General features: G+C 53.3%; 23 protein-coding genes and 2 tRNA genes. 9 read left to right on the top strand and 16 right to left on the bottom strand.

Annotation, left to right across the window (positions count from 1 at the left end; translation table 11 throughout):
- Positions 1-4: 4 nt before the first annotated feature.
- Genes BLR44_RS08830 through rfbC form a run of 3 tightly spaced genes read right to left on the bottom strand, consistent with a single transcriptional unit; the run spans position 5 to position 3877 of the window.
- Complete coding sequence (locus tag BLR44_RS08830; protein ID WP_089681341.1) at positions 5-2431, bottom strand: GumC family protein; 2427 nt, start codon at positions 2429-2431, stop codon at positions 5-7.
- Entirely contained in the window at positions 2431-3381 is a 951-nt protein-coding gene (locus BLR44_RS08835; protein ID WP_218127042.1) for a polysaccharide biosynthesis/export family protein, read from the bottom strand. The genes BLR44_RS08830 and BLR44_RS08835 overlap by 1 nt, the downstream gene beginning before the upstream one ends.
- Entirely contained in the window at positions 3338-3877 is a 540-nt protein-coding gene (gene rfbC / locus BLR44_RS08840) for a dTDP-4-dehydrorhamnose 3,5-epimerase (RefSeq protein ID WP_089681343.1), read from the bottom strand. The genes BLR44_RS08835 and rfbC overlap by 44 nt, the downstream gene beginning before the upstream one ends.
- A gap of 176 nt (positions 3878-4053) precedes the next feature.
- Between rfbC and hflX the strand changes: the two genes are divergently transcribed.
- Positions 4054-5250: a GTPase HflX gene (hflX, locus tag BLR44_RS08845; protein WP_089681344.1), complete on the top strand. Its 1197-nt coding sequence runs from the start codon at positions 4054-4056 to the stop codon at positions 5248-5250.
- A 38-nt stretch (positions 5251-5288) separates the two neighbouring features.
- Positions 5289-5360, top strand: a tRNA-Arg gene (locus BLR44_RS08850).
- 27 nt (positions 5361-5387) lie between these two features.
- Here the strand turns inward: BLR44_RS08850 and BLR44_RS08855 are convergent.
- The 6 genes from BLR44_RS08855 to BLR44_RS08880 all read right to left on the bottom strand — a co-directional run bounded on the left by BLR44_RS08855 (position 5388) and on the right by BLR44_RS08880 (position 9049).
- Positions 5388-5642, bottom strand: coding sequence for a hypothetical protein (locus tag BLR44_RS08855; RefSeq protein WP_143017196.1), 255 nt, complete (start codon positions 5640-5642; stop codon positions 5388-5390).
- 161 nt (positions 5643-5803) lie between these two features.
- A complete protein-coding gene (locus BLR44_RS08860) occupies positions 5804-6061 on the bottom strand; it encodes a hypothetical protein (RefSeq protein WP_089681346.1) in 258 nt (85 codons plus the stop codon).
- Between the two features lie 156 nt (positions 6062-6217).
- Entirely contained in the window at positions 6218-6694 is a 477-nt protein-coding gene (locus BLR44_RS08865; RefSeq protein WP_176955956.1) for a hypothetical protein, read from the bottom strand.
- Between the two features lie 132 nt (positions 6695-6826).
- Entirely contained in the window at positions 6827-7384 is a 558-nt protein-coding gene (locus BLR44_RS08870; RefSeq protein WP_089681348.1) for a hypothetical protein, read from the bottom strand.
- Positions 7381-8466: an amidohydrolase family protein gene (locus BLR44_RS08875; protein ID WP_245706012.1), complete on the bottom strand. Its 1086-nt coding sequence runs from the start codon at positions 8464-8466 to the stop codon at positions 7381-7383. The genes BLR44_RS08870 and BLR44_RS08875 overlap by 4 nt, the downstream gene beginning before the upstream one ends.
- Before the next feature lie 55 nt (positions 8467-8521).
- Positions 8522-9049: a 3-hydroxyanthranilate 3,4-dioxygenase gene (locus tag BLR44_RS08880; protein ID WP_176955957.1), complete on the bottom strand. Its 528-nt coding sequence runs from the start codon at positions 9047-9049 to the stop codon at positions 8522-8524.
- A 121-nt stretch (positions 9050-9170) separates the two neighbouring features.
- Between BLR44_RS08880 and BLR44_RS08885 the strand changes: the two genes are divergently transcribed.
- The 4 genes from BLR44_RS08885 to BLR44_RS08900 all read left to right on the top strand — a co-directional run bounded on the left by BLR44_RS08885 (position 9171) and on the right by BLR44_RS08900 (position 12819).
- Positions 9171-9959 carry an SDR family oxidoreductase gene (locus BLR44_RS08885; protein WP_089681349.1) on the top strand — a complete coding sequence of 263 codons (789 nt, stop codon included), beginning with the start codon at positions 9171-9173 and terminating at the stop codon, positions 9957-9959.
- Positions 9960-10513: 554 nt separating this feature from the next.
- On the top strand, positions 10514-10822 hold the full coding sequence (trxA, locus tag BLR44_RS08890) for a thioredoxin (RefSeq protein WP_089681350.1): 309 nt from the start codon (positions 10514-10516) through the stop codon (positions 10820-10822).
- Positions 10823-10914: 92 nt separating this feature from the next.
- Positions 10915-11799 (top strand): hypothetical protein, encoded by an 885-nt coding sequence (locus tag BLR44_RS08895; protein ID WP_143017198.1) that lies wholly within the window; start codon positions 10915-10917, stop codon positions 11797-11799.
- 72 nt (positions 11800-11871) lie between these two features.
- The gene (locus BLR44_RS08900; RefSeq protein WP_143017199.1) at positions 11872-12819 is read left to right on the top strand and encodes a hypothetical protein; all 948 of its coding nucleotides are present in this window, start codon (positions 11872-11874) and stop codon (positions 12817-12819) included.
- 74 nt (positions 12820-12893) lie between these two features.
- Here BLR44_RS08900 and BLR44_RS08905 read toward each other — a convergent pair whose 3' ends face one another.
- Positions 12894-13538, bottom strand: coding sequence for an OmpH/Skp family outer membrane protein (locus tag BLR44_RS08905; RefSeq protein WP_089681353.1), 645 nt, complete (start codon positions 13536-13538; stop codon positions 12894-12896).
- Between the two features lie 176 nt (positions 13539-13714).
- On the opposite strand from BLR44_RS08905, the gene BLR44_RS08910 reads away from it, so the two are divergent.
- Positions 13715-14347 carry an AlbA family DNA-binding domain-containing protein gene (locus BLR44_RS08910; protein WP_218127043.1) on the top strand — a complete coding sequence of 211 codons (633 nt, stop codon included), beginning with the start codon at positions 13715-13717 and terminating at the stop codon, positions 14345-14347.
- 10 nt (positions 14348-14357) lie between these two features.
- Here BLR44_RS08910 and BLR44_RS08915 read toward each other — a convergent pair whose 3' ends face one another.
- Genes BLR44_RS08915 through BLR44_RS08925 form a run of 3 tightly spaced genes read right to left on the bottom strand, consistent with a single transcriptional unit; the run spans position 14358 to position 19933 of the window.
- Positions 14358-15632, bottom strand: a complete 1275-nt coding sequence (locus BLR44_RS08915; protein WP_176955958.1) for a TolC family protein — start codon at positions 15630-15632, stop codon at positions 14358-14360.
- Positions 15633-15676: 44 nt separating this feature from the next.
- Positions 15677-18745: an efflux RND transporter permease subunit gene (locus tag BLR44_RS08920; protein ID WP_089681355.1), complete on the bottom strand. Its 3069-nt coding sequence runs from the start codon at positions 18743-18745 to the stop codon at positions 15677-15679.
- Positions 18746-18799: 54 nt separating this feature from the next.
- Positions 18800-19933 (bottom strand): efflux RND transporter periplasmic adaptor subunit, encoded by a 1134-nt coding sequence (locus BLR44_RS08925; protein ID WP_089681356.1) that lies wholly within the window; start codon positions 19931-19933, stop codon positions 18800-18802.
- Positions 19934-20196: 263 nt separating this feature from the next.
- On the opposite strand from BLR44_RS08925, the gene BLR44_RS08930 reads away from it, so the two are divergent.
- A complete protein-coding gene (locus BLR44_RS08930) occupies positions 20197-21399 on the top strand; it encodes a class I SAM-dependent methyltransferase (RefSeq protein ID WP_089681357.1) in 1203 nt (400 codons plus the stop codon).
- 11 nt (positions 21400-21410) lie between these two features.
- Here BLR44_RS08930 and BLR44_RS08935 read toward each other — a convergent pair whose 3' ends face one another.
- The 3 genes from BLR44_RS08935 to BLR44_RS08945 all read right to left on the bottom strand — a co-directional run bounded on the left by BLR44_RS08935 (position 21411) and on the right by BLR44_RS08945 (position 25369).
- A complete protein-coding gene (locus BLR44_RS08935) occupies positions 21411-22808 on the bottom strand; it encodes a dipeptidase (RefSeq protein ID WP_176955959.1) in 1398 nt (465 codons plus the stop codon).
- 349 nt (positions 22809-23157) lie between these two features.
- Entirely contained in the window at positions 23158-25044 is a 1887-nt protein-coding gene (locus tag BLR44_RS08940) for an SIR2 family protein (RefSeq protein ID WP_089681358.1), read from the bottom strand.
- Positions 25045-25296: 252 nt separating this feature from the next.
- Positions 25297-25369 (bottom strand) — tRNA-Met (locus BLR44_RS08945).
- A gap of 88 nt (positions 25370-25457) precedes the next feature.
- Between BLR44_RS08945 and era the strand changes: the two genes are divergently transcribed.
- On the top strand, positions 25458-26333 hold the full coding sequence (era, locus tag BLR44_RS08950; RefSeq protein WP_089681359.1) for a GTPase Era: 876 nt from the start codon (positions 25458-25460) through the stop codon (positions 26331-26333).
- Positions 26334-26413: the final 80 nt, after the last annotated feature.

The following is a 26413-nucleotide window of genomic DNA, read 5'->3' on the forward strand; positions in this document are numbered from 1 at the left end:
GGGTTTACTTACTGCGGAACAGGTTCTTCAGCCAGGAACCTTCCTGATTCTCATTCCCATGATCGCTGGTATAATACTCGTGTCCGTAGCCGTAGCCGTAACCGTACCCATAGCCGTAGCCATACGCACGCGAACTGTCTACGCCATTGAGCACGACCGACAGTTTCCTGATTCCATTTTCGTTGATCAGTCGGTTGATGGTCTTGGCAAACTCTTTCCGTGAATACTCGGAGCGTACCACATAAATGGGCACATCGACCCTGCGCATGATCAGCAGCCCGTCAGTAACTAGCCCTACGGGCGGCGAGTCGATTACGATCACATCGTACCGCTGTCGTAATGCTTCAATGGCCTCCTGGAAGCTAGGGCGTAGCAGCAACTCGGAAGGGTTGGGCGGCAACGGCCCCGAGGTGATGATGTGCAACCCCTCTACGGAAGTTTGTTGAATTACCTCATCGAGTTTGTTGCGTTGAATCAGTAGCGTGCTCATGCCAACGTCGTTGGAGGCATCAAACGCCAAGTGCACCTTCGGCTTACGCATGTCGAGGTCCAACACCACGACACGCTTGCGCGTCATTGCGATAATGCCCGCTAAGTTCACCGCAATAAAGGTTTTGCCTTCACCACTAATGGTAGAAGTCACCGAAATGAGGCGACTGCCCTGACTTGAGTTGATAAACTCCAGGTTGGTGCGAATGGAGCGTAGCGATTCGCTAATAGCCGATTTAGGATTTTTATCCACCACCATGCGAGCCACGTCCAGAGGACTGCGTTTGTAGGCGGGTACCAATCCCAACAAAGGAGCATTGATTGCTCTCTCTATATCGCGTTGGTTGGTGAAGCGGTTGTGCAACAGATAGCGTACCGCGATTAACCCTATGCCCAATCCCAGCCCAATGACAACGGCGGTAATGTAGTAGCTGCTTTTGATGGGACTGATGGGAACGCCTGGCAGGCTGGCTGGGGCCAGGATCTGAAACTCGGGAACCGTACCGGCTTTGGCAATGCCGAACTCCGCCACACGGTCCATCAACATCAGGTAGAACTTTTCGTACAGACCGTAGTAGCGTTGTGTACGGTTAAATTCCGTGTCTTTAGTAGGTAAGTTGGTAAAGGTAGATTCCAGTTCTTCGGTCAGCCGATCAATTTCCTTGATGCGCTCTTGGGTCTGTGTCCGATTGAAATCAATTAGTTCTTTAACCGACTTCTCAAGCTTGTTGATTTCGGTCACGCCAAACTGATACGCCTGGGTAGTCGGCTTGGTAGAAACCAAGAGTGTACTCTGCTCGATACGCTTGGTATTCAGTTGATTTACCAAGCTAAGCAACTGTTCGTCTCTGATCGCCCGTGTAGAAGGGATGAACTCCACTTCGAGGGTTGAATCGACGCGATTTACATACGCTTCCAGTTCATCGAGTGCCGGCAACTGCTGCTCGTACGTAATGCGCTCAAACCTCAGGTTTTTGATTTGTTCCAGCGTCTGCCCAATGGTAGAACTAATGCTAAGGGTGCGGTTTTCGCGTACAAAGTCTTCGATACTCTCTTCCTGCTGGGCCAACTTTTGCGCAGTTGAATCCAGCTGGTCATCCAGAAATTTTAAGGTTTGCTCTGTAGCCAGGTTCTTATTTTCAATCGTCTGCACCAAATAGATGGAGTCGATTTTATTGACAATATCGCGCGCTTTTTCAGGCGTATAGTCTTTAAAGGCGATCCGAATGGTACTGGCATTCGCATTTACCACGTTCACGGTCAGGTTTTCGGCTAAATACGAAATCAGCGCCCCACGACTGTTAATAACGAAGTAATAGCGCCGAATAGAACCGGGCACGGTAAAGAAACGCGTTTTATGAATCTCAAAGCGGAAATGCTGATTCTCATAGCTTTTGTCGAACAGGAAATTCCCCTGAATCTCTTCCCCATTCAATTCATACTTCAAGCGATACTCGCGCTCGTTTAGCACTTCTAACTCTATGGATCGATCCTGGATCGCGCCACTTTTTAGCTTATACTCTACACGAAATGGAGAGTCATGATACGCTTCAGAATTGACAACATCGCCGACTACGTAGTAGCTAACTGCCAAATCCATCGAATCAATAACCCGGTTATACACCAGTCGTGATTTGATGAATTCAATCTCACCGGTAATGTTCTCCACCTGCGACCCTAAGTCTGAGTTCCGCCCAAACAACACATTGGCATTGCGCTTTACCTCCAGCTTCAGCAGCGAGGCCGACTCGTAAACGGGTTTAATGTAACGCAACGAGATCCAGGCGGCCAGTACTCCCAGCGCTACAAATAGCAATACCCACACGATGCTACGATTGACGATCGAGAGCAGCTTGGGCCAATCAATCACACTCAGGAAGCTTTCTTCCTCTTCATTGTCGATGGGACGTCCTAAGTGCTGTATTTCCGTGGGCTCTACCATCAAAATAGCCTGTCGATCAGGAAGTAAAGTGTAATGAGTGAGGACGTAAGGCCAATAAACGGAGAAACATCGCGGAGGCCTTCAAAAACATTTCTACGACCGGGCTCGATGTAAATAATATCGTTGGGCAGTACCTGAAGTTCCGCCTGGCGCAGCCCTTCGATTGTTTGCAAATTGATGATTTGCACCGTTGGGTTCTTCAGATCACCCCGAATCAACCGGATATTGCCTGCGTTGGCAAAACTACCTACCCCGCCAGAACGTGCCAGAATTTCGATGAGGTTTGTGTTTTCGTTCTCCAGATCCACAACCTGTCCTCCACCCCGGCCCGAGCTGCCGCCCAAAATGAATACGCGTCGGTTGTTGACCCGACAAATCACGAAGGGATCTTCGTAAAACTCACTAAACCGCTCCGCCAGTACGCTATCTGCTTGGTAATGAGTTAGACCGGCCAGCTTCACATCGCCTACTAAGGGTAACTTCGTAGTGCCATCGTACCGAACCAGATACTGCCGGAGTAGCATATTACTTCGGTTGTTCTGTCCCTGATTTCCGCCGCCCCCACCAACCACGTTGTTTTGACGCAAGCCCATCTCCCGGGTTAATTCCCCAGTTGGATCGAGAATCACTTCGCCGTCGTTCGTATACAGTGCGAGGATCAGGAAGTCGTTCACACGGATCTTGTAATTACGCTCAGCATCGGCCAAGCTCATTTGCAAGGAGGCAGCATTCGCTGTGCCATCTGTACGGAACAAGATATCCTGCTTATAATAGCTGCACGAAGTGCACACCAGCAGCAATAGCCCCCAGCATACCAACGCGCGACTTAGGTTACCTTTCGCCACCCAAGCGTAGTTCATGATAAAGTTTTGAATGGATACAAGATACCCTTGCGAAGTAACTAACTCAGAAATAATACGCATCAGGATCAAATAAGGGAAGGGCGGCATCTTTTTCTGAAAGATGAGGCTGCTGCACATGCCACGGAAGGTCCAGCTTCGGGTCGTTCCATACAACCCCGCCCTCCGAATCTTTGTGATAGAAGTCTGTACACTTATACATCAGCACGCAATCTTCCAGCGCCTCAAACCCATGTGCAAACCCCACTGGCACCCAGACCATGTTGTTTTGCGTGGCATCGAGCACGAAGCTATCGGCTTTGCCAAAGGTGGGTGACCCAGCCCTTAAATCCACCACCACATCCAAGGCTTTGCCGTGCGCGACCCGCACTAATTTGCCTTGCGCATGCGGATAACGCTGGAAATGCATGCCTCGTATGACTCCCTTGCGCGAAAAGGATTGGTTATCTTGCACGAAATTTAGAAACAAGCCCTGCGCAGCAAACGCTTTGTCGTTGTAGGATTCAAAAAAAAATCCGCGATCATCTTGTAAAATGCGCGGTTTTATGTGATATACTCCCTCTAGATACGATTCTTCAAATACCATTAGTGTCCGGATTTCGGGCAGAACTTGCGAAATTCTTTGCACTAAATTAGGCACTTGCCCGCGGGTTGAGAAACAATCGCCCGAAATTTTATCGTTCCTGGGCCCAGTGAAACCATTTATGCCACGGCCTATGTTACAGTAGGCTATCTCGGCAAGCTTGTAATTGTTATTAATTCATGATCGAAAAAAAATTCATTTCTTCCACTGACGAACCCGAAACGGCCGTTTTAGTAGCCATCGTCAGGCAAGGCCAATCAGACGAGCAGGCCCAGGAATACCTGGACGAATTGGCTTTTCTGGCGAGTACATCCGGGGTCATTACTAAGGAGAGTTTCACGCAACGCTTGCAGAAGCCCGACCATCGCACTTTCGTAGGTAAAGGAAAGTTGGAAGAGATCGTGGCGTATGTCAAGGCGTACGAAATTGATATGGTCATCTTCGACGACGACCTAACGCCTGCGCAGGTGCGCAACGTAGAGGCGGCCTTGCAGTGTAAAGTGTTGGATCGCAGCCTTTTGATCCTCAACATTTTCGCCCAGCGTGCGCAAACGGCGCAATCCAAACTTCAGGTAGAACTGGCACAGTACCAGTACATGTATCCGCGCCTGACGCGCATGTGGACACACTTGAGCAAACAGCGCGGGGGCGTCGGGATGCGGGGACCGGGGGAAAAAGAACTGGAAACGGACCGGCGGATTGTACAGGACCGTATCGCGTGGCTAAAAGAGAAGCTGGACAAAATTGACCGGCAACGTACTACGCAGCGCAAACACCGTGACCTAACCGTCAGGGTAGCACTTGTTGGCTACACCAACGTTGGTAAATCTACCTTGATGAACCTCCTTTCGAAATCGGATGTGTTTGCCGAAAACAAATTATTTGCAACCGTCGATTCAACCGTACGGAAAATTGTGCTCAATCAGGTTCCGTTTCTTCTGACCGATACGGTGGGGTTCATCCGCAAGCTGCCCACCCACCTGATCGAGAGCTTTAAATCAACACTAGACGAAGTGCGCGAAGCCGACATCTTGGTGCATGTCGTGGATGTGTCGCACTCTGCTTACGAAGAACATATGGAGGTGGTACAAAGCATTTTGGCAGACCTGGGCGCGGCCGACAAACCCACCCTGTTGGTCTTTAACAAGGTGGACCAACTGCCCGGCTTCGCTCAGGAAGAGACGCGGACCCTTCTGTTGGAGCAGTTGAATAATTCGTACGCCACCAAAACCGAGCACCCGGCGGTGTTCATTTCGGCGGCTCACAACCTGTATGCAGATGAATTGCGCGAAAAATTATTTGCGTTGGTAGCGGAAAAGTTCCGTACGATATTTCCCAACTATGTGCCCGCCACGCATTTGTATCCAGAACAGTAACCAGTAGTTTTGGGCAAGTCCCCAGCCCCGCCTAGCGGGGCCCCGTAGTTCAACGGATAGAATAGAAGTTTCCTAAACTTTTGATCCAGGTTCGATTCCTGGCGGGGCCACTCTTGGCGGGGCTATCTACCAAGCGTCTAGCGCGACTTCTTGGTTTTGTATTCTTCTAATACTTCTTCGTATTCTTTGCGCTCTACTTCGTGGAAGCCATCGTCGTACATCTCGTCTAACTCGTCTTCAGTTAGCTCGAACGTATCTTTTTCCCACGTTCCATTTTCAAGCGCTAGCTCAATGCCGCGAAATACGTAATCATCTTCCGCATCGTCAATAGGATCGATTTTGCAATACACGAGCCCATCTTCATAAATGCATTTCAGATATAAACTTTGCATGAGTGTGACTAAACTCCTGACGAAATCCACCAGGGGCTAATTTTACAGAATCTGCGTGTGTAAATTAAATTTATATTTGGTACGAACACCGTGGCGTAAACCGCTGGCTTCCACAGAGTACGGCAAATCAAATCTAATTTTACAAACAAAACAAGCAACGGTCAGGCAATTGCACGTTGAAATTGGCCGGTCGCACGTTGGAATTCCGTCTCACTCACCTCAAAATAGCCTTCTCCGAACAAGTCTTCCAGGTCTCTACTCGTCATCAGACGCGTCCCTTGTGCGGCCTGTCCCCGCCAGGACTGCATGCCGACATTTACTTCGGTAGCTTCGAACAGATCGCCTAACAATTTTGGCTCGACGTAGAAATAGACGGAGCTGGAACCAAAGTTACGTTTCAGATAAAGACAATTTTCCATGATTAAAGGGCTACATTATGGTGAGTGACAATATTTTATTCTGAATTTTTACTAACTCGCACGAATAGTAACGGTAAAAGTGCGCTAGGGTTCAGCGAAGTTGCGCCTCCCTTTAAAAAGTGTAAAAAAATTTAACAAGAAAGGGGTAAGGTGCTATTAACGAGGCAGTTGCGGCAAATAAATACCCAACGATAGCTGCGCGTTCAGATGCTGGGCATTCCACCCGTTAGCGACCGGAAACAGACCCGAATTAACCCGCACTCCCAGATGGTAACGGTCGTTCGGCCGGAAGAGCATACCTAACGCCAGACTCAAGTCAGCACGACGCAAGGCGGGCATCAGTTCGGCCGCTTCTTTGCCTTTTTCCGTCTGCATGCCGCCAATGAACAGACCCGGCGCCGGACCGAATAGCAAGTCAGTCCGGCGGTTTAGTTTCAGTGAGGCCAGCACAGGCAACGAAGCGTAGATGAATTGAAAGCGTGTACCATTTAGGTCAATAAAGCCTCGGGTAGAAGCCAACAGCTCCGTATGCAGCCCCGCCACGTAATTGAACTGATGCCGCACAAAAAACCCCGCATGAAACCCCTTCTTCCACTGGGCGCTCACCATGTCTGGCCCATACAGGGTAGACAAGTTAAGACCGCCTGTCAGGCCCGAGGAGGTCTGCCCGCACGTGCAAAAGCTAAGGCTTAAGCATAAAAGGAAGAGAATGGTCCGAAAGTGCAGCATGCCTCGTCTGGTTCAAGACTTGAAAATACAGCTTTTCTAGTCTAATTCAACGAGTCGGTAGTAATCAATCATCGTTTTCCTAAATATTTCTCGCTCAGCCTTTTGTGCCAGCAGCGGCGTGCGCGTTCCGTCGGTAGCCTGATGATAAAGGGCATCGCCGCGCAAGAGGCTTCGCTGGAGTTGGCTGGCAAAGCGGAAGTGATTTTCCTTACTCCCGAAAGCGAAGGTGTAAAGGCCGGAGTGAAGGCTGTCGGGCTGCTCCCACGCGACCTGCAACGTATCGCTCTCCGGAAACCACCCGTTGGGCTCCACAAGTACGTACGCCTCGTCGTATTGCCAATTCAGGGCGATGGCCAGGTTCAGCACGGGGCGATCGGTAGCGCGCGAGCGATCGTCCATCCGATACACACGCATCTGGTTACCCGGAAGTTCCTGTGCTTCGTAGGCCGTGCTGCGTACGTTCCGGAAGTAAAGTTCCGAGGCATCGGTGGTGCGAAACCGAGCCTGATGTTCGTTGACGTCCCGGTCCAGTTTCAGGCCGCAGCCCGCCATGAGCCCGAACAACCCAAGCATCAGCCAGTATTTACGCTTCAAGAGGTTTTTCGCGAGGTTGGAATGAAATGTTCTTCACGCAGGCCGAGCCATTCCAGCGCCGTTCCGTGCAACAAGCGTCGCTTGGTAGCCGCGTCGTACGGCATCGATTCAATCAGCTTTCCCGGCTCCAGTTCGCCCAGCGGAAACGGATAGTCGGTGCCCAACGCAATGCGCTCTGCGCCCATCAGCTTGACGATGTAGTCCAGCGCCTGCGGATCGTGCACCAGCGAATCGAGGTAAAACTTGCCGACATACGCCCGCGGATTTACCGGATTGTCGACCGCACAAAGATCGGGTCGTACATGGAACCCGTGCTCCAGGCGTCCGATGGTCGCCGGAAACGAGCCGCCTCCGTGTGCAAAGGCAACACGCAACTGCGGAAACTGTTCGAAAATTCCGCCGAAAATCATGGACGCAATGGCGCGTGCGGTTTCGGCGGGCATCCCCACTAGCCACGGCAGCCAGTACTTCGGCATTTGTTCCTGCCCCATCATGTCCCACGGATGCACAAAAATGGCGGCATTGAGTTCGGCGGCGGCTTCGAACACCGCAAAAAGGCCGGGATGATCCAGGTTCCAGTCGTTGACATGGGTACCGATTTGCACGCCCGCCAGGCCCAACTCTTTTACGCAGCGCTCTAGCTCACCGATGGCCAGGTCGGGCGCCTGTAGGGGCAGCGTGCCCAACCCCACAAAGCGGTCGGGATAGTCGGCCACTACGCCGGCAATGTGGTCGTTGAGAAGGCGCGAAAGATCGAGCGTATGTTCCGGATGGGCCCAGTAGCTGAACATCACCGGCACGGTCGAAAGCACCTGCACCCCAACGCCGAACTGATCGCATTCGTAGAGGCGCCGCTGGGGGTCCCAGCAATTGTCCTGCACTTCCCGAAAAAAGCGGTCGTCCATCATCATCCGGGCGCAACAGGGCTTGTAATGCTCCAAGCGGATGAAGCCCCCGTAGCCGTAGCGTTCACGCAGATCGGGCCAGGACTCAGGCAGAATATGGGTATGGATGTCGACCTTCAGGCAGGAAGAGGTTGAGTCTCCCGCCACATCGGTCATCGATTCCTGACGCTGTGCCACCGCATTCCCGAATTTTCAGTTAACAATGCTACGCCGTGCCGCCTCTTCCCGCAGGTTACTTGGGCTGCACGGGCGCTTCCATCACCGTCCCGCAGGTATCGCAGGTACGCAGCGTTTCCGACGAAAAAAACGCGTTCATCACCTTGGGCAGTTGCCCCACAATGTCCGACACGGGAATAAACTCCTCGTACAGTTTATTGCCGCAGTGCTCGCAAAACCACATAAAACCGTCCATCTCGTCGGGTTTCCGGTACCGCTCAATCACCAGCCCGATGGTATTTGCCGGACGGCGCGGCGAGTGAGGCACTTCGGGGGGCAACAGAAACATGTCGCCCTGCCGAATGGTAATGTCCACCGGCTTGCCATCTTCGATGATCTTCAGGGTGATGTCGCCTTCCAGTTGATAAAAAAGCTCCTCTCCTTTATCGTAGTGGTAATCCTTCCGGGCGTTCGGCCCTCCGACCACCATCACGATGAAGTCGTCGTTGGCTTTGAAGACTTGTTGATTGCCCACCGGCGGTTTCAGCAGGTGGCGGTGTTCTTCAATCCAGGCTTGGATGTTAAATGGGCGTTGTATCGGCATGAGAGGCAAGTACTTGCGTTGCAGATGAATAAGACCAAAGCTACTGTTTTTTCGGATTTTCGGTCGGTTGAGTTCTCTCTCCGCCATAAAATGCCTAAACTAGCCTCACAGATTATAGTGTATGGAACTTAAACTTAACGATAAGCGGGCCGTCGTCTGTGGCAGCACGCAAGGCATCGGACGGGCCGTCGCGCAGGAGCTGGCCGCCCTGGGCTGCAGTGTAACGTTGGTGGCCCGCGACGAAGAAAAGCTGCAGGCCGTGCGCCGTGAGTTGCCCGCCCGCGACACGCAGCGACACGATTACGTCGTAGCCGACTTTTCGCACCCGGACGAGCTCCGCGAAAAAATGGATGTGTACCTGGAGCGACTGCGCCACGTCCACATTTTGGTCAACAACACCGGCGGCCCTCCCGGCGGCCCTCTGACCGAAGCCGATGCCTCGACCTTCCGCAAGGCATTCAACCAACACCTGATTTGCAACCAGACGTTGGTGCAGTGCCTTCTGCCCCTCATGAAAGAGTCGGGCTACGGCCGCATCATCAACATCATTTCGACGTCGGTCAAACAGCCCATTCCGGGCCTGGGGGTGTCGAACACCATCCGGGCAGCGGTGGCCAACTGGGCCAAAACCCTGTCGCAGGAGCTAGGCCCCTTCGGCATCACGGTCAACAACGTCTTGCCTGGCTCGACCGACACGGAACGCCTGCGGAGCCTCATTGAGCAATGGGCCGAACGCGACGGCCTCACACCCGACGAGATGGCGGAGAAGATGCAACGCGAAATTCCGGTCCGACGCTTTGCCACACCGGCCGAAGTCGCCGCCGCCGTAACGTTTCTGGCGACCCCGGCGGCGGCGTTCATCAACGGCATCAACCTGCCCGTTGACGGTGGCCGCACCAGTTCGCTGTAATGGCAACCAACGACTAGAGGAGAAAAACAGCTCACAAAAGCGAGCTTATTGGTGTGCTTCTTTCGGCCCAGCACTTGCCTGCCCGCGTGTCAGGCGAGTGCTGGGCTGGTGAAGGCCATGGTTTGCGCAACGGACGCCAGCATAGGCGACTTTTTCGGCACAACATTTTTAGCTGGCGCCACCAGTCCTAGTCAGCATTGGCTCAGGAAGTTAGGTCCAGAATTCGTCGAACACGCTGATCTTTTCTCTGTGTCGGCAGCCTGAAATAGTCGGCCAGAAAGTACAGCCCGGTTCTGTTCATCATTACGACAGGCTGAAGTTTGCCTCGTGCTACGTTCATCGTCGCGTAGCCGTGCATGCAACGCTATTTTTCCCAACATCAGATTTTGCGTCTCCAGAAGAAGGAATGGGGCTCAAGGCGCTGAAAAAGGCAATAAGCTCAAAAAATATTACACCCGCCTGCCCCCGTAAAATCCTGCCCCTCAATAACCTTCTGAATTTCTTCTCGTAACGTCGCTATGAAACGGCATTATTTCTGTGTCGTATAAAGCAGTATGAGTAACAAGCCAAAGTTCGCAGCGCTAATCAAAGGAGAGACGCCAGTCCTGGTCGACTTTTATGCTGATTGGTGCGGGCCTTGTAAAACGATGAGCCCCATTCTGTCCCAGCTTTCCAGTCAACTGCATGGTCGGCTGAAAGTGATCAAAATCAACGTGGATAAGAATCAGGCCGTGGCTGGTCAATATCAGGTCCGCAGCATTCCGACGTTTATCCTGTTCCGGCAGGGAAAGGCCATCTGGCGCCAGACCGGAGCTTCTTCTCTAAACGAATTGCAACGCCAACTAGAACCTCATTTGGTTTAATCTCTATTCAACCTTTTCTCTTAATTATTTTACTTATGAACATGCAAAAAAAGCTTTCAGCTTACCTTATGTCATTGTTGGCCGTAGGCTCAATGATTTTCTTAAATTCTTGCGGCGATACCACAGAAGATCCAACACCCGGAGGAGGCGCCGCGCCTGAGATTACAGTAACTGTAGACGGAGAAGAAGATCCCGATTCTGTAGCCGCTTTTGTAGGCGATTCCATCGAAGTCGAAGTTAACATTACTTCTGCCGTAGGCTTCAATTACCTGAGTGTCAAAAAAGGCTCTACCGAGCTGTTCAGAAAGAATAAAGTGTCAGGGACAACGGTTACCAGCTACGACACTACGTTCTACTACGTTCCGACCGAAGCCGATACCAACGGCATCGTGATGAACTTCGAAGTAGCAGACGACAATACGCCTACCGCTCAGACGGTAACCAGCAGTTTTGTCGTAACGGTTACGGGCATGCGTACCCAGACAGCCGTTCTGTTGGGCGGTAACCAGAACACAACCTACGGTAGCTTCTACGACGTAGACGGCGGCGGTAAAGTGTACAAAATTGCCGATGCCAAAGCCAATTCGGCCATGATCGATATTGTCTACTTCTACGGTCCGACCAACCTGGCCACGCTCGCCGCTCCCGATGACGAATCTGTGGATGTGGTCTACGTCAACTCTCCGTCGCGCCCCAGCACCTGGGATACGCAGAACTCTACCAAGTTTGTGAAGACGGATTTGGCCATGGCTGATTTCGACGCCGCAACGGCCGGAACCATCAACGCGACCATTACGGAATCGGGCGACTCGAAAGCGAACGAACTGGCCGAAGGCGATGTAGTAGCCTTTGAGACTGCCGATGGACAGAAAGGCTGGATCTATGTCAACAGCATCGATACTGAGCGCGACCCTACGACAGGTCAGCAGGAATACGATAACGGTTCCATCACCATTACGCTGAAGATCGTTAATTAATTAGTTTTAGTGTAATAAGCCCTTTTCTGTACCCTACAGAGAAGGGCTTATTTTTTTACCATTTTTATCATTATGAAAAAGTCATCTCTCTACCTACTTGCGCTATGGGCGGTGGGGTTTGTGTTTTTTTTGAGTGCGTGCGGGGATACGACAGAAGACCCGGTTCCGCTGGGTGGCGATTTGTCGATTACCCTGACGGGCGATAGCATTACCGACGAAGACTCGTACGACGGATACGTAGGCGATACGCTGTTGTTTAACGTAGCCGTTGAAGCCGAAGACGGATTCAGTGTGCTGACCATTTCGAGAAACAACACCGCAGACACCTCGTTTTCCAGCCCGGCGGGGCAATCTCCGACCACGTTTAACACCACGTATCGTTACGTGCTGATGCCCGAAGACACGGCCGGCACCGTCACGCTGCGGTTCCAAGCCGAAGACAGCAACGGCAAGACGACGTCGCAATCGTTCGAAATCACGGCCATGAATACGCCTACCAAGGTCTTCAGGGCGGTTTTGTTGTATGCACCGCTAGGGCAACGGAATTCAGAAACTTTCTTCGATGCCCAAACCGGAACTACTTATACCGTGAACGAGGTCAATACCGGGGCCGCTAACACATCGGCCATGATCGACTTCGGGTATTATTATGGAGATGACGACGATGCCTCCATTGCTTCGCCAGCCGCCTACCCCGATTCTATTTACAACCTGGGAACGTCGGGCAACCAGTGGAACACGCTTAACAACACGTTGCTCCGCCCGGCCAACATCAGCGCCGGTCAATACGCCGAAGCCCGTACCAACCCACAGGGGATCACTCAAATCTGGAACGCCTCCACAGCCGACCCGAACTCGCCGAGCGGCGAAGCGGTAACGCGTATCGAAACGGGCGATTACCTGGTGTTTGAATTAGACGAGGAACGTGGCCGTAAGCGAGGGTTGATTCACGTAGAAGAAGTAAAAGGCACCTATAACCAAGGGGATTACATCAGAATCGAAGTCATTGTAGAAGACTAATCCCGTTCCACGCTCAACTAAAAAGCCCTTCCGCCGTCATGGCAGAAGGGCTTTTTTACGAAAGGCCGGTAAGGTTATTTTTTCTCGTCGGCTTTGGCCGTGTTTTTAGCGGCGTATGCCTGGTTTAGTCCCTCCAGCACCTGGGCGGTGATGTCCAGACTGTCGGCAGCGAACAGCACGTTGCTGTTTCCCAGATTGTAGCCCAACACGTACGTATAGTTCTGTTTCTGGCCGTAATCTTTCAGGTAGTCGACAATGTTTTCGTTCAGTTCGCGCACAAGGCGTTGCTCGTCGGCGGCCAGTTCCTGCGTCAATTTGTCGCGGTAGGCCATCAGGTCCTGCTGTTTCTTCATGATCTGCTGCTCCAGTTCGACAGCTTCCTGTTGAGTCAAACTCCCGCTCTGTGCCCGCTGCTGCGCGGAGCGCACTTCGTTCTCCAACGTACGCGAACGCGACTGCAAATCATTTTCGGCCCGACGACCACGCGCTTCGAGCGACGCCTGGTTGCTTTTGAAAAAATCGTACTTCGTCAGTAAACTGTCGGTGTTCACAAAAGCAATGACAGGGACCGATGCGCCCCCCTCATTTGTGGCCGCTACGCCAGTCGTATCGCCTTTCGCGGAAGCCGTAACAGGCTGACGATCACTAAAATGCAAGACATAAAGTACGATGACCGCAATGAGTAAGACAATGTTGAGCGCGAGGGATAAGTTTTTCACGTTTTTTTGTTTTCAGTGCAAAGTTTCTTGTTAAATTGGGCAAAGATAGAGAACAATTTCCGGTTCCGGGGTCGGAACGACATGTGGCCGGAAACGTAAAGAGCATCCCTCCGGGGCGTGCAACTTTTCCGAACCATACTTCGTCCGTAACAGAAACGGAAGGCAACTGCAACGGTATGGAATTGCTGCTAAAGCAACTGATCAGGCAAGGCGAGAACAGCCAGCTTGATTTTAAAAAAACCATTACCCATCGCGAGAAGATCGCCAAAACCATCGTCTCCTTCGCTAACAACCGCGGCGGCACCATCCTTGTCGGTGTACGAGACGATCGCCAGATCACCGGCATTAATCCCGACGAAGAATCGTACATGCTTCAGGATGCAGCGGCGCATTACTGCGACCCCGCCGTGCCTTTGCGTCTGGAAGAAATTCACACGAACGAAGGGACCGTGCTGCTGGCGCATGTGGCCGAAAGCCAGCACAAGCCGCATCGCTGTGTCAACAAGCACGGCGAGTGGCACGTCTACGTACGAAGCCAGGACCAGAGTGTGCGGGCCAGCAAGCAAACCGTTGATGTACTGCGCAAAGAGACGCTACAGCGGTTGGCCGATAACCGCACGTACACGCGCAACGAGCAAGCGGTGTTCAGCTACCTGCGGCGGAAAAACAAAATTTCGCTGAAGGATTATGCGCGCCTGATCAACGTCTCGAAACGCCGGGCGGCCCGTATTCTGACAGGGTTGGTGCTGGAAGGCGATCTGTTACGCCACGATTACGAAAAAGCGGAGTTCTACACCCTCCGCGCGTAGTGGGGTAAGGTTAATTCGTGGTGTTGACCAAACGGCCGGTCAGGCGGAGCAATTCCGTTTCGGCTTGTTTGGCGGTATACTGCGCTTCGATCAAACGGCGGTTGGTTTCAACGGTCGTGGTTTGCGCCTCACGCAGTTGCAAAGGCGTCGATACACCAATCCGGTAACGGTCCAGTTCGATGGATACCCGTTCCTGCGAAATAGCATAGTTTTCCTGTTCCAGTTGAATCAGCCGCAGGCTGTTCACGTAGTCGTTGTAGACCTGCGCCAGCACCGACTCCAGTCCTATCTGCGTATTTTCGACCTGCGCTTCCCGTATACGCTCCGTTACGCGGGCGTTCTGTTCCCGGCGGTTTTGGTTAAAGCCATCGAAAATGTTGATGCGGGCCGTAACACCATACGTATACCCGACCTGCCGGTTCTGGAGCAGAAAGCCGGCCTGCGAATTAGAGCGGTTGTACGAATAACTCCCGTATACATCAACCTGTGGATAGCGCTGTGACTTGACGGCACGCGTGCGCAACAGCGCAATGTCGCGCCGCAAACGTGCCTGCCGCAGCTCCGTATTGGCCGAGCCCAATTCATCCGTCAGTTCCTGAAATTGTAGCGAATCGCCGAGGGGAATGAGCGTATCGGCCACGGCAAACTCCACGATCGGCGAGCGGACCAACAGAGCATTCACCTGAATGATCGCTTGCTTGAGCAACTGCTGTTCCTGCATCAGCGCCGAGCGGTCGGTGTTTAAATCGGCTTGCGCCGCTAAGTACTCGGCGCGGGTACCGGTCCCCACCTCGTAGTTATCCTGTGCCAGTTGCAGACGCTGTTCCGAAATGGTGAGCGTATTTTCGAACGCGCGCACACGTGCCGTTTGCTGGACGACGTTGTAATAGGCGTCTGTAATGTCGGCCACCAGATTTTCGATGGCAGCCCGTTGGGTAAATTCGCCGACCTTGCGCAATTGCGTCAGGCTTTCGTAGGCCACAAACATGTTGAACCCGTCGAAAATGCGCCACGTGGCATCAATCGAGCCGTTCAGAACGTCCGTACGTGCATTGTCGAGCGCGTTGTTGCGCCCGTCCAGAAACACCTGCCGCGTATCGTTCACGCTGAACTGACGGGTTCCGTCGGCGGTAATCACCGGCAGGAAACCCGCATTTCCCAACGTCAGTTGGTTGTCGAGACTATCGCGCTGCAGTTGGGCGATGCGGATGGCGTAATTTTTCTCAAGCCCCAGCGAAAGCGCTTCGGTTAATGTAAGAACGTCCTGTGCGTGGAGGGGGAGCACCAGACACAGTCTTAGAACAAACCACAATTTTTTCATACACAACATCACACCGCTTGGGCAGCGCGTACGGAACGAGAAGTTAGATAGGTATAAATGGCAGGAATGACGTAAAGCGACAACCCCGTGGCAAAAATCATCCCTCCTACGACCGCAATGCCCATCGACACGCGGCTTTCTGAGCCGGCGCCCAGCGCCAGGGCAATGGGCAAAATGCCCAGGATGGTCGAAAGGCTCGTCATCAGAATCGGGCGGAAACGCGCGGTGGCGGCGTCTTGAATGGCCTCGGTGATGCTTCGTCCGGCTTCGCGGCGCTGTTGGGCAAATTCCACGATCAGGATGCCGTTTTTAGTAACCAGCCCAATCAGCATGATGATGCCGATCTGGCTGAAGATATTCAGCGTCTGGTCGAAATACCAGAGCGACAGCAACGCGCCGACCAGTGCCAGCGGCACGGTAAACATGATGACGAACGGATCGCGGAAGCTTTCGAACTGTGCCGACAACACCAGGTAGATCAGCACGAGCGCTAGCACAAAGGCAAACGCCAGACTCGACGAGCTTTCCATAAACTCGCGCGAGTCGCCGTCGAGCGCCGTTGAGAACGATTCCGGCAATACCTCGTCGGCAATTTTATCCATCGCTTCCAACCCGGCCCCCAGGGTTACCCCTTTGGCCAGTTGCGCCTGTACCGTAGCCGCGGCGTAGCGGTTGAAGCGGTACAACTGCGGTGGGGTACTTTGTTCGGTCAGAGTGACCAAATTGTCCATCTGGACCAGGTTATCGTTGTTGCTTCGTACGTAGAGCGAACGCAGATCGAGCGGCTCGTTGCGATTTTCGCGTCCCACCTGCCCGATGATCTGGTACTGCTTCCCGTTCATCACGTAGTACCCAAAGCGCTGGCCGCTGAGGCCCAGTTGCAAGGTCTGCGCGATGTCGTTCACGTTGACGCCCATCGTACGGGCTTTGTTGCGATCAATGTCGATCTGAATTTCCGGCTTGGTAAATTTCAGGTTGATGTCCACGAACGAGAAGTGCGGATCCTGCCGCGCGCGTTCTTCAAACGCAGGCAGAATCTCTTTCAGATCGTCGATGGTGGGCGCCTGCAACACGAACTGCACCGGGAACGAGTTGCGGCGGTTGCTGCTGATGGTTGGATCTTGCGAGACGTAGGCCCGCGCGCGGGGCAACTGCGTCAGCTTGGGCGTCAGGTTGTCGACGATCTCCTGCTGCGAAATCTCCCGATCTTCTGCATCTTTCAGGCGTACCCGCAAAAAGCCGGTATTGGTCGAACTGGACCCACCGAAGCCGGGTGAGGTAATGGAAATGATGGCGTTCAGGCCGTCGCCGACTTCTGTCTCCACCAGGTCGATCAAGGAATTGATGTACTGGTCCATGAACTCGAACGTGGCGCCTTCGGGGCCGGTCGCACGGACTGTGAAGCCGTTGCGGTCTTCGAGAGGCGAAAGCTCACGGGGCAGAATTTTAAAGAACAGGTAAATAAACCCGATCGAAATGCCCATGATAACAAAAGCCATCCAGCGCATCTGCATAAAGCTTTCGAGCGATGCGCGGTAGGCGTCGGTCAGGCGTTGGAAGAAAGGCTCCGTTTTGCGGTAGAACCACGGCTGTTGCACCCGTTTCTTGAGTAAACGGACGCTCGCCATCGGCGTCAGCGTCAGGGCAACGAAAGAAGAAATCACCACCGCACCGGCGATCACCAGCCCGAACTCGCGGAAGAGACGCCCCGTAATGCCCTGCAGAAACACCACGGGTAGAAATACCGCCACCAGCGCTACAGTGGTAGCAATCACCGCCAGGAAGATCTCTTTGGTCCCCTCCCGACCCGCCGTCACCGGATCGACGCCCTCTTCGATCTTCGTATAAATATTTTCCAGCACCACAATGGTATCGTCTACCACCAGCCCGATGGCCAGCACGATGCCCAGCAGCGAAAGCACGTTGATCGAAAAGCCCAGCAGCCACATCAGGAAGAACGTCCCGACGAGCGAGATGGGAATGGTCAGGACCGGAATGAGCGTACTGCGCCAGTCGCGCAAAAACAGGTAGATGATGAACACCACCAGCATAAATGCCACGAAAATGGTCTGTTCCACTTCCCGTACCGACTCGCGGATGTAGGTCGTGTTGTCGAATCCGACGCCGGTCTTGATGTCGTCCGGCAGGTCTTTTTGGATCTGCTCGACCCGCGCGTAGAAAGCATCGGCAATTTCGATCTGGTTAGAACCCGGCTGCGGTACCAGCGACACGCCCACCATCGGCACGCCGTCGCGCTTCATAATGGTCCGCTCGTTTTCCGGCCCCAGTTCGGCGGTACCAATGTCTTTGAACCGCACCACCCGGTCGCCTTCCTGGCGGATGATCAGGTTGTTGAAGGCATCCACGTCGCGCAAACGCCCCATGGTCCGCACACTGAGTTCGGTCGATTGCCCTTCTACGCGCCCCGAGGGCAACTCTACGTTTTCGCGCTGCAGGGCCGTCAGGATGTCCAGCGGCGTGAGGCGGTACGCGGCCAGCCGCAGCGGATCGATCCACAGCCGCATGGAATAACGTTTTTCGCCCCAGATCTGGATTTCACTAACGCCAGGAATGGTCTGTAGCCGTTCTTTGAAGATTTTGTCGGCAATGTCAGAAAGCTCCAGCAACGAACGTTTCGGGCTGTGCACGTTCAAAAAGATGATGGCACCGGCGTCGGCGTCGGCTTTGCTCACCGTCGGCGGGTCGGCTTCCGGGGGGAGCGAGCGCACGGCACGCGACACCCGGTCGCGCACATCGTTGGCCGCTGCTTCCAGGTCCGAATCCAGCGTAAATTCGACGGTGATGGTGCTGCGCCCGTCGCGGCTGGTAGACGTCAGGGAGCGCACCCCGGCAATCCCGTTGATTTCCTCCTCCAGGGGCTCGGTGATCTGCGTCTCGACGATATCGGCATTGGCGCCGGTGTAGCTGGTGCTGACGGTAACGATGGGCGGGTCAACACTGGGGTACTCGCGGACACCCAGGTAATAGAACCCAATGACGCCGAACAGCATGATGACCAGCGACATCACGACGGCCAGAACCGGCCGCTGGATGCTAAGGGAAGATAAATCGGCCATGGACGGAAGGTGGTTTTAAAAAATTAAAGTCAGAAAACTGGCGTATCGGTGCACTCAGGCGCCCTGCCTGATTTCCAGGCTATCCACCACGGAAGTGGGGCGCTCCTGGTCTGAAGAAGTCACGTTCATGAATTGCAACGGCGCTCCCGCGCGCACCTGCAGTACCCCCGTGACCACGATCGTATCGCCGGCCGAAATGCCCTGCGTAATCTGAATGTCGCTGGGGGTGCGCAAGCCAACTTCTACGTCCTGCGGTTGCGCTTTTCCGGCCCGACTCACGTACACGATGTGCCCACTACGGTTGGGAACCACCGCTTCGGTCGGCAGCATGATGGTTTCGCCGATCTCTTCCAGCACCAGTTCGATGGTGGCGAAAGCACCGGGCAGCAGCTCTCCTTCGGGATTCGGCGTGCGGGCCCGTACCCGCAAGGTGCGCGTCACCGGATCGATGCTCGGGTCAATGGCATAGATCACGCCCCGGAACGTGTTGGGTGAGCCTTCCACCTGATAATCGATGGCGTTGCCCACTTTTACCGACTTGCTGTAACGCGCCGGAATGGAAAACTCGACTTTGATGGGGTCGTTGTCGACCAACGTGGTGATGGGCGTGGTGGGCGCAATGTAGCTTCCCAGGCTGATCTGCCGCAGCCCGATCACCCCTTCGAAAGGCGCACGGATGATGGCCTTGCTCACTTGTGCTTTCAGGTTTTCGACTTCGGCCTGCGAGGTTTTCATTTCCGTGGCCGCAATGTCGTATTCTTCCTGGCTGATGGCCTCGCGGTCCAGCAGCTTTTTATAACGCGACTCGTTGTCTTCGGCCAGTTGCCGGAGGTAGTCCAGCCGCTGCAACTGCGCGCGCAGTTCGTCGTCGTTGATGCGGAGCAGCGTTTGTCCTTTCTGCACCCGATCGCCCTCCTGGAACAGAATCTCGGTGACCTTGCCCGAAATTTCGCTGCGGACTTCGATCTCCTCGTTCGCCAGTACCGTTCCGGTCGCTACAATGCGGTTGTTCAGGGTCGTCAGCTTCGCGACCATGCCCTCTACCGCCACGGCCCCACTGCCGGGTGCGGTGGCTGGTGTGGCAGTTTCTTCCGGATCGCTAAACAAATTCAGCTTGGGCAGCGCCAGCAAAAAAATGATCACTACAGCGATCACTCCGTAGAGGATACGCTTGCTCGTCTTATTCATGGTGTGTTGTTACATGTGGTAAGAACCATCCGGCTGTACGATTGTTTGGAAGCGCTCAGGAAGAACTCCCGCCCGCCTACGACAAAGTAACGAAAGAGTAGTGTCATCTTTACACAAAGCACCCACAAAGTTTTCGGGTTTTGCTTCGTGATACGCTCTGCTTTTGCCCAGCACACGTAGCAGCGCAGTATGGTCAGCTTAATCCATTTTAAAGGTACGCCCACATTTTGAAGGAATTCTGAAGAAATCGTGATTTTTGCAAGATGACGGAGCAAGAAAAAGCCAGGTTGTTGTCGGCAGACGTGCAGGCGTTTTTGCAGGCCCACGCCACCGACGATCCGGCCCGCCTGCTCCTCCAGGCACCGCCGCACCCGGACTGGCCCATGCGGCTGGTGGTGCAACAGTTACAAGCCCGCCAGAAGGCCCGGCACAAGCTCCCGACTTGGTACGCTACACCCGGCATCCTGTTTCCGGTGGGCCGCTCGGTCGAACAAGCTTCGTCCGAACGGACCGCGGCGTTTAAGGCCTCGCGGGTATCGGGCGATCTGCTGGTGGACCTGACCGGCGGCTTTGGTGTGGACAGCTCGTTCTTTGCCCGTTCGTTTGCGCGGGTTGTGTCGGTCGAAGCCGACGGGGAGTTAAGTGCGCTGGCCGCCCACAATGGCGCGGTGTTCGGTCAGTGCAACATCGCCTGGCATTCCGGCCCTGCCGAAACGTTTCTACCCACCCTGGACGCTGCGCCCGACTGCATTTACCTCGACCCGGACCGCCGCCCCGACCGCCTACACAGCCGTGTGGTGAGTCTGGAAGACGCCCGCCCCGACGTAGTGAGCTGGCTACCCGCTCTGCTGGAACGCGCCCCCCGCGTGCTGATCAAAGCCTCGCCGCTGCTCGACCTGCCACGCGCGCTGCTGCAACTCCGTACGGTCACCCAGGCGTGGGTCGTGGCCGTAGCGAACGAATGCAAGGAAGTGTTGCTGCTGGCCGAACGGCAGGCCACCGAACCCCGCATCCACGCCGTACACCTGACCGGAGAGGCCACCGAAGAAACGTTTACGTTCACCTTTGCCGAAGAGGCAGCCACCGAAGTGACGCTGGCCGCTCCGCAACGCTACCTCTACGAACCGCACGCGGCCTTGCTGAAAGCCGGAGCTTTTCGAACGGTAGGGCAGCGCTACGGCCTCGCCAAGCTCCATCCCAACAGCCATCTCTATACCTCGCAGACACTCGTCCCTGATTTTCCGGGACGCCGGTGGGAAGTCGGGGCCGTCACCACGCTGAACAAAAAAGCCCTGCACGCCCATTTCCCCGAGGGCCGTGCGCACGTGCTGACCCGCAACTTCCCGCTTTCGCCGGAACACATCCGGAAGAAGCTGAAGCTGGGCGAAAGCGATACGCGCTCGCTCATCGCCACGACCAATCCGGCAGGCAAGCCGATCGTCGTGGTGGGCACACCGCTGCGGTAATCGGCCTGAGGCTACCGCTCTGGGTTCATCGCCGCGAAGTGCTGGTAGAAGAGCGCAATCGTCTCGATGCCTTTCAGGTAATTGAACACGTGGAAGTTCTCGTTCGGCGAGTGGATGGCGTCTGAATCCAGTCCGAAGCCCAGCAACACACTTTTCAGGCCCAGTTCTTTTTCGAACAGCGCCACAATCGGAATGCTGCCGCCTTCGCGCAACGGAATCGGGGTTTTGCCCCAGGCCTCTTCAAACGCCTTGCTGGCCGCCTGGTAGGCCACCGAATCGGTGGGCGTCACGGCCGGTTCGCCGCCGTGGTGGGGCGTTACTTTCACCTTGACGCTTTTCGGGGCAATCGACTCGAAATGCCGGGTGAAGAGTTCGGTGATTTTTTGCGAAGACTGGTTGGGCACCAGCCGCATCGAAATTTTGGCGTGCGCTTCGGAGGGCAGCACGGTTTTGGCCCCCTCGCCGGTGTAGCCGCCCCAGATGCCATTGACGTCCAGCGTCGGACGAATCGACTTTCGCTCCAGCGTGGTGTAGCCTTTCTCGCCTTTGACGTCGGCCACGTCCAATTCTTTTTTAAACGCCTCTTCGCTGAAGGGCGCGGCATTCATGGCCTTCCGCTCTTCGTCGCTCACCTCCGCCACGTCGTCGTAGAAACCAGGAATGGTGATGCGCCCGTCGTCGTCCACAAGCGAAGCAATCATGTCGCACAGCACGTTGATGGGGTTGGCCACCGCCCCCCCGTACATGCCGGAGTGCAGATCGCGGTTGGGGCCGACCACGTCGACCAGCACGTAGCTCATGCCGCGCAATCCGGTCGTGATCGACGGGTGCTCGTTCGACAAAATGCCCGTATCCGAAATCAGAATAACGTCGGCGGCCAGCCGCTCGCGGTTGTCGCGCAAAAAGTCGCCGAGGTGCTCAGAGCCGACTTCCTCTTCCCCTTCGATCATAAACTTGACGTTACACGGCAGCATGTCGGCACGCATCATCAGCTCAAGGGCTTTCACGTGCATGTAGGCCTGCCCCTTATCGTCGCAGGCGCCGCGAGCGTAGATGCGTCCGTCACGGATTTCCGGCTCGAACGGCGGCGACTTCCACAACTCGTATGGGTCGGCGGGTTGCACGTCGTAGTGCCCGTACACCAGCACGGTCGGCAGCGCCGGGTCGACGATCTTCTCCCCAAACACAATCGGGTGCCCCTGGGTCGGGCACAGTGCCACGTTCTCGGCCCCGGCGGCTTCCAGCTGCTGTTTGATGAATTCGGCGGCCCGTTGTACTTCCGGCTTAAACTTGCTGTCGGCCGACACCGACGGAATCCGCAACAGGTCCATCAGTTCGGACAGAAAGCGGTCTTTGTTCGCTTCGACGTAGGCTTTGATCGTAGCGGCTGGTTGCGATGCTTGCGACATAAGGAGGGGATTTGGGTTCAGGTTGTCAACGTTCGGCCCGTTCAGGCGGAGCACAAAAGTAGCCAGGATTGCCCGCTTTTGGGGTGAATTTGAAAACGGAATTCACCTTCCCGTTCCAATACAGGAGGACGCAGTTCCCCTACCGAATGCCTCTGCTATCACAGGGAAGAAGCCTCCTTTCAGGGTGACACCGCGTGGGCAGGTCAGTGTCAAAGGTACCTTTTCAGACGTACCACTTTTACGCTGCCGACCTATTGGTAAAAGTGGTACGTCTAGGTAATCGCAAGCTTACCACCGCGCCAAATAGGGCTTTGTAGGTACGCTGCTGCTAACCTGTGCGAGACTTGTCTCACTCAAGCTCATTTATCGGCCCCTCCAAATAGAATATTTTGATTTGTTTCGATCTACTATAAAGCTCCATTTTGGTAGTTTTTCTATTGAGAATCGCTTCCAGGTTTGCTATAAATGGGTCAAGAAATTCAACCATTCTAGTTCCCAACATGAGCCTTTTTTTATGTAGATACACTTCCCAAGGGCCAAATGTTGCAGAAATTGAACTCCCCCCGCTATTTACATCTGAGAGTCGTTGTACTCCATCTTCTTCAAAGTCTATCGTTGAAGTTAAGGGCCCATCCCACCTGTAAAGAATGGGCTCTTTACGAATTGATGCTAAGACATTATTGAGTATATCCAGATTCTGCTCATTACTCACAGCTTCTGAATGCATATTGCGAAACTGAACTTCATAATGATCTTCGATCTCCTTTAACTTTTTGAAGTATGCCAAATAATGGTCAGCATATTCTACCATATGCTGCATTTTCTGCATTGCTTCTCTATAAGTACTTCCATCTTCGAAGTGAAGAGTAAAGGTATTTCCTGAAGCTAAGTGTTTAAGAAGACTATATATTTCTATCTCGTCTTTCGTTTTCGTGAAGATCTCACTGTGGCGAAATAAAAAATGAATTTTGCTAAACTCTTCGCTCTCTTTTAATTGAATTTTGAAAACTGCCTCTTTGTATTCAAGCTTCAATTCGATTAGATGCTTTGACCCATACAGCCTTCCTACTAGATCAGACAATGCGAATTCTATCCCGAAGTTGATGTCAAACTTCAATAGTTTCTTCGGTATAGCTTGAAATTGCAGCTTGCCTAATCCTGATTCACGATCCTTGATTTTAATACCTGCGATCGATAAGATTGCATGCAAAATCTTGTCTTCTGGCACTTCGAAGTCGCCAAATACCTTTCCGGAAATAAACTCTTCAAACTTTTCCTGAAATTCATTATCACCATCTTTCAAGGTAAAAATCAGATTACCTTCAACTTGGTTACTCCTTCCTGTCAGTGATTTCAAAGAAAACCCGTTCTCTTCCGCGCCTATCTCTGTATAAACTCCTCGCGTTGCACAAAACTTCATGAAGGTGTCAGAGGATACTAACCCATCTCGCAGGTCATCAGCTATATTTCGATTAACATTTTCTAACAGCTCGTCAATTATTTTTTCTCCAGTCGAATCAATGTATGTAATGTTCTTTTTAGCTAAGTCAATGATCTTCGCTTGTGACATACTTGGAGCCACGAAAAATGATTCTCTCTGATTTGGCCCAAGTGCCGCACAGATATCATCGAAGAGAGTTTCTACATTAGGATCTTCCAAAGTATAGCCTATAAAAAGCAATGTCTTGGTAGCCATCACACTCTTGATATAGCTCCAGTAGACGCTATTGTCTCGATCTGAAAAGAATCGATTGTAGTCTTTCCTAGTGATCAGTATTGTAGCGAGGTCTGACAAATCCCCATGTATCTTGTAAATAGGTACTTTCGCCGACTTAGCATACGGAAGGTCTCCATCCCTTAAAATCAGATGGCATTGATCATCATATCCCTTTTCAAACAGAGGGTCATAATTAGTGGTGATGATTTCCTTGAAGTGCGGTATACTGGCGATCTTTTCATGATATTCTATTGAATCAGGAGCTTTCTGGTAGATATTTTTAAGAATTGTGTTCAGCTCATGCCTTTTGCCGTTTCTGTTTCTGACAAATTGCTCTGTCAGGTCAGGTAGAAGTGAATTTGGATCTATATATTGTTTCTCTTCCTCTGACAGTTCATGATATATACGATGAGCCAGCCCTTTGCCCGAAGGGTATCCTGCGTACATTGAAAGTCCAGCACCAGCCCAGAGGGTAACTTGTTCTTTGCGAATCGCTCTGAATAGACGCTCTTTGCTCATATTGAGTCAGCCATATTTACTTTCATGAATACGAAGTATACCAGTTTTTCGAAACCACTTCGTATGCATCATTTGCATACGACATAACTTTGCTTAAGAAGACGATCATAAGCAAATGCTAAGATTCAAGTTATCCAAATAATTAGTTAGCTCCCATAGAATGACTTGATCCTAGGCATAAACCAAAAAAAGTATAAGAAAGGCGTATAAAACGAAAAAACCCTTCATACTGGCTGTATGAAGGGTTTTTAGTAGCGGGGGCAGGACTCGAACCTGCGGCCTCCGGGTTATGAGCCCGACGAGCTACCAACTGCTCTACCCCGCGATGTGGGGCACAAAGGTAAGGAAGGTTTTTAAAAATGCAATACCTTTGTGCTTCTTTCTAGTAAACGGAAGAAAAATTTCTAGGTTACATGGAGCAGCACAAAGCCGGATTCGTCACCATCATCGGGAAACCGAACGTCGGGAAATCCACCCTGATGAACGCCCTGATCGGCGAACGCCTGTCGATCATCACGTCGAAGGCGCAAACGACCCGCCACCGCATTTTCGGCATCATCAACGGCGACGATTTTCAGATTGTCTATTCGGATACGCCGGGCATCATCGAGCCGAAGTACGAACTGCACAAGTCGATGATGAGCTTCGTCAACACCTCGCTCGAAGATGCGGACGTAATTCTGTTCATGACCGACATCTACGAGAAGTTCAGCGAAGAGGAGGTCGTCGCCAAAGTGAACCAGGCCGAAGTGCCGGTGATGCTGCTCATCAACAAGGTGGACCAGGCCGACCAGGAGACGGTGAAGGAGAAGATCGCGTACTGGCAGGAGCGCGTCAAGGCGACGGAAATCATTCCGGTTTCGGCGCTGCACGGCTACAACCTGGAGCGGGTGCTCAACTTCATTCTCGAGCACATTCCGCACCATCCACCCTATTTCCCGAAAGACCAGCTCACCGACAAGTCGGAGCGTTTTTTTGCGTCGGAAATTATCCGCGAAAAGATTCTGCTCAACTACAAGCAGGAGATTCCTTACAGCTGCGAGGTGGTGATCGAGAGCTTTAAGGAGGCCGACGACCTGATCCGCATCCGGGCGGAGATCCTGGTCGAACGGCAGAGCCAGAAGGGCATCCTGATCGGGAAAAACGGCGAAGCGCTCAAAAAAGTGGGCATGCAGGCCCGCAAAGACATGGAAGCGTTTTTCCAGAAGAAAGTATTCCTGGAGCAGTTCGTCAAAGTGGAGCCGCACTGGCGCACCAACCGGCGTCAGCTCGACCAACTCGGCTACTAGTTACACATCGTGCGAGGCACCGGTGCCCGACACCATGCGTGGTGAACTTTTCGGGCGCGCCGCGTGTACCTCTTCAACCT

It is taken from the genome of Catalinimonas alkaloidigena (genome assembly GCF_900100765.1).
GTDB classification, from domain to species: Bacteria; Bacteroidota; Bacteroidia; order Cytophagales; family Flexibacteraceae; genus Mooreia; species Mooreia alkaloidigena.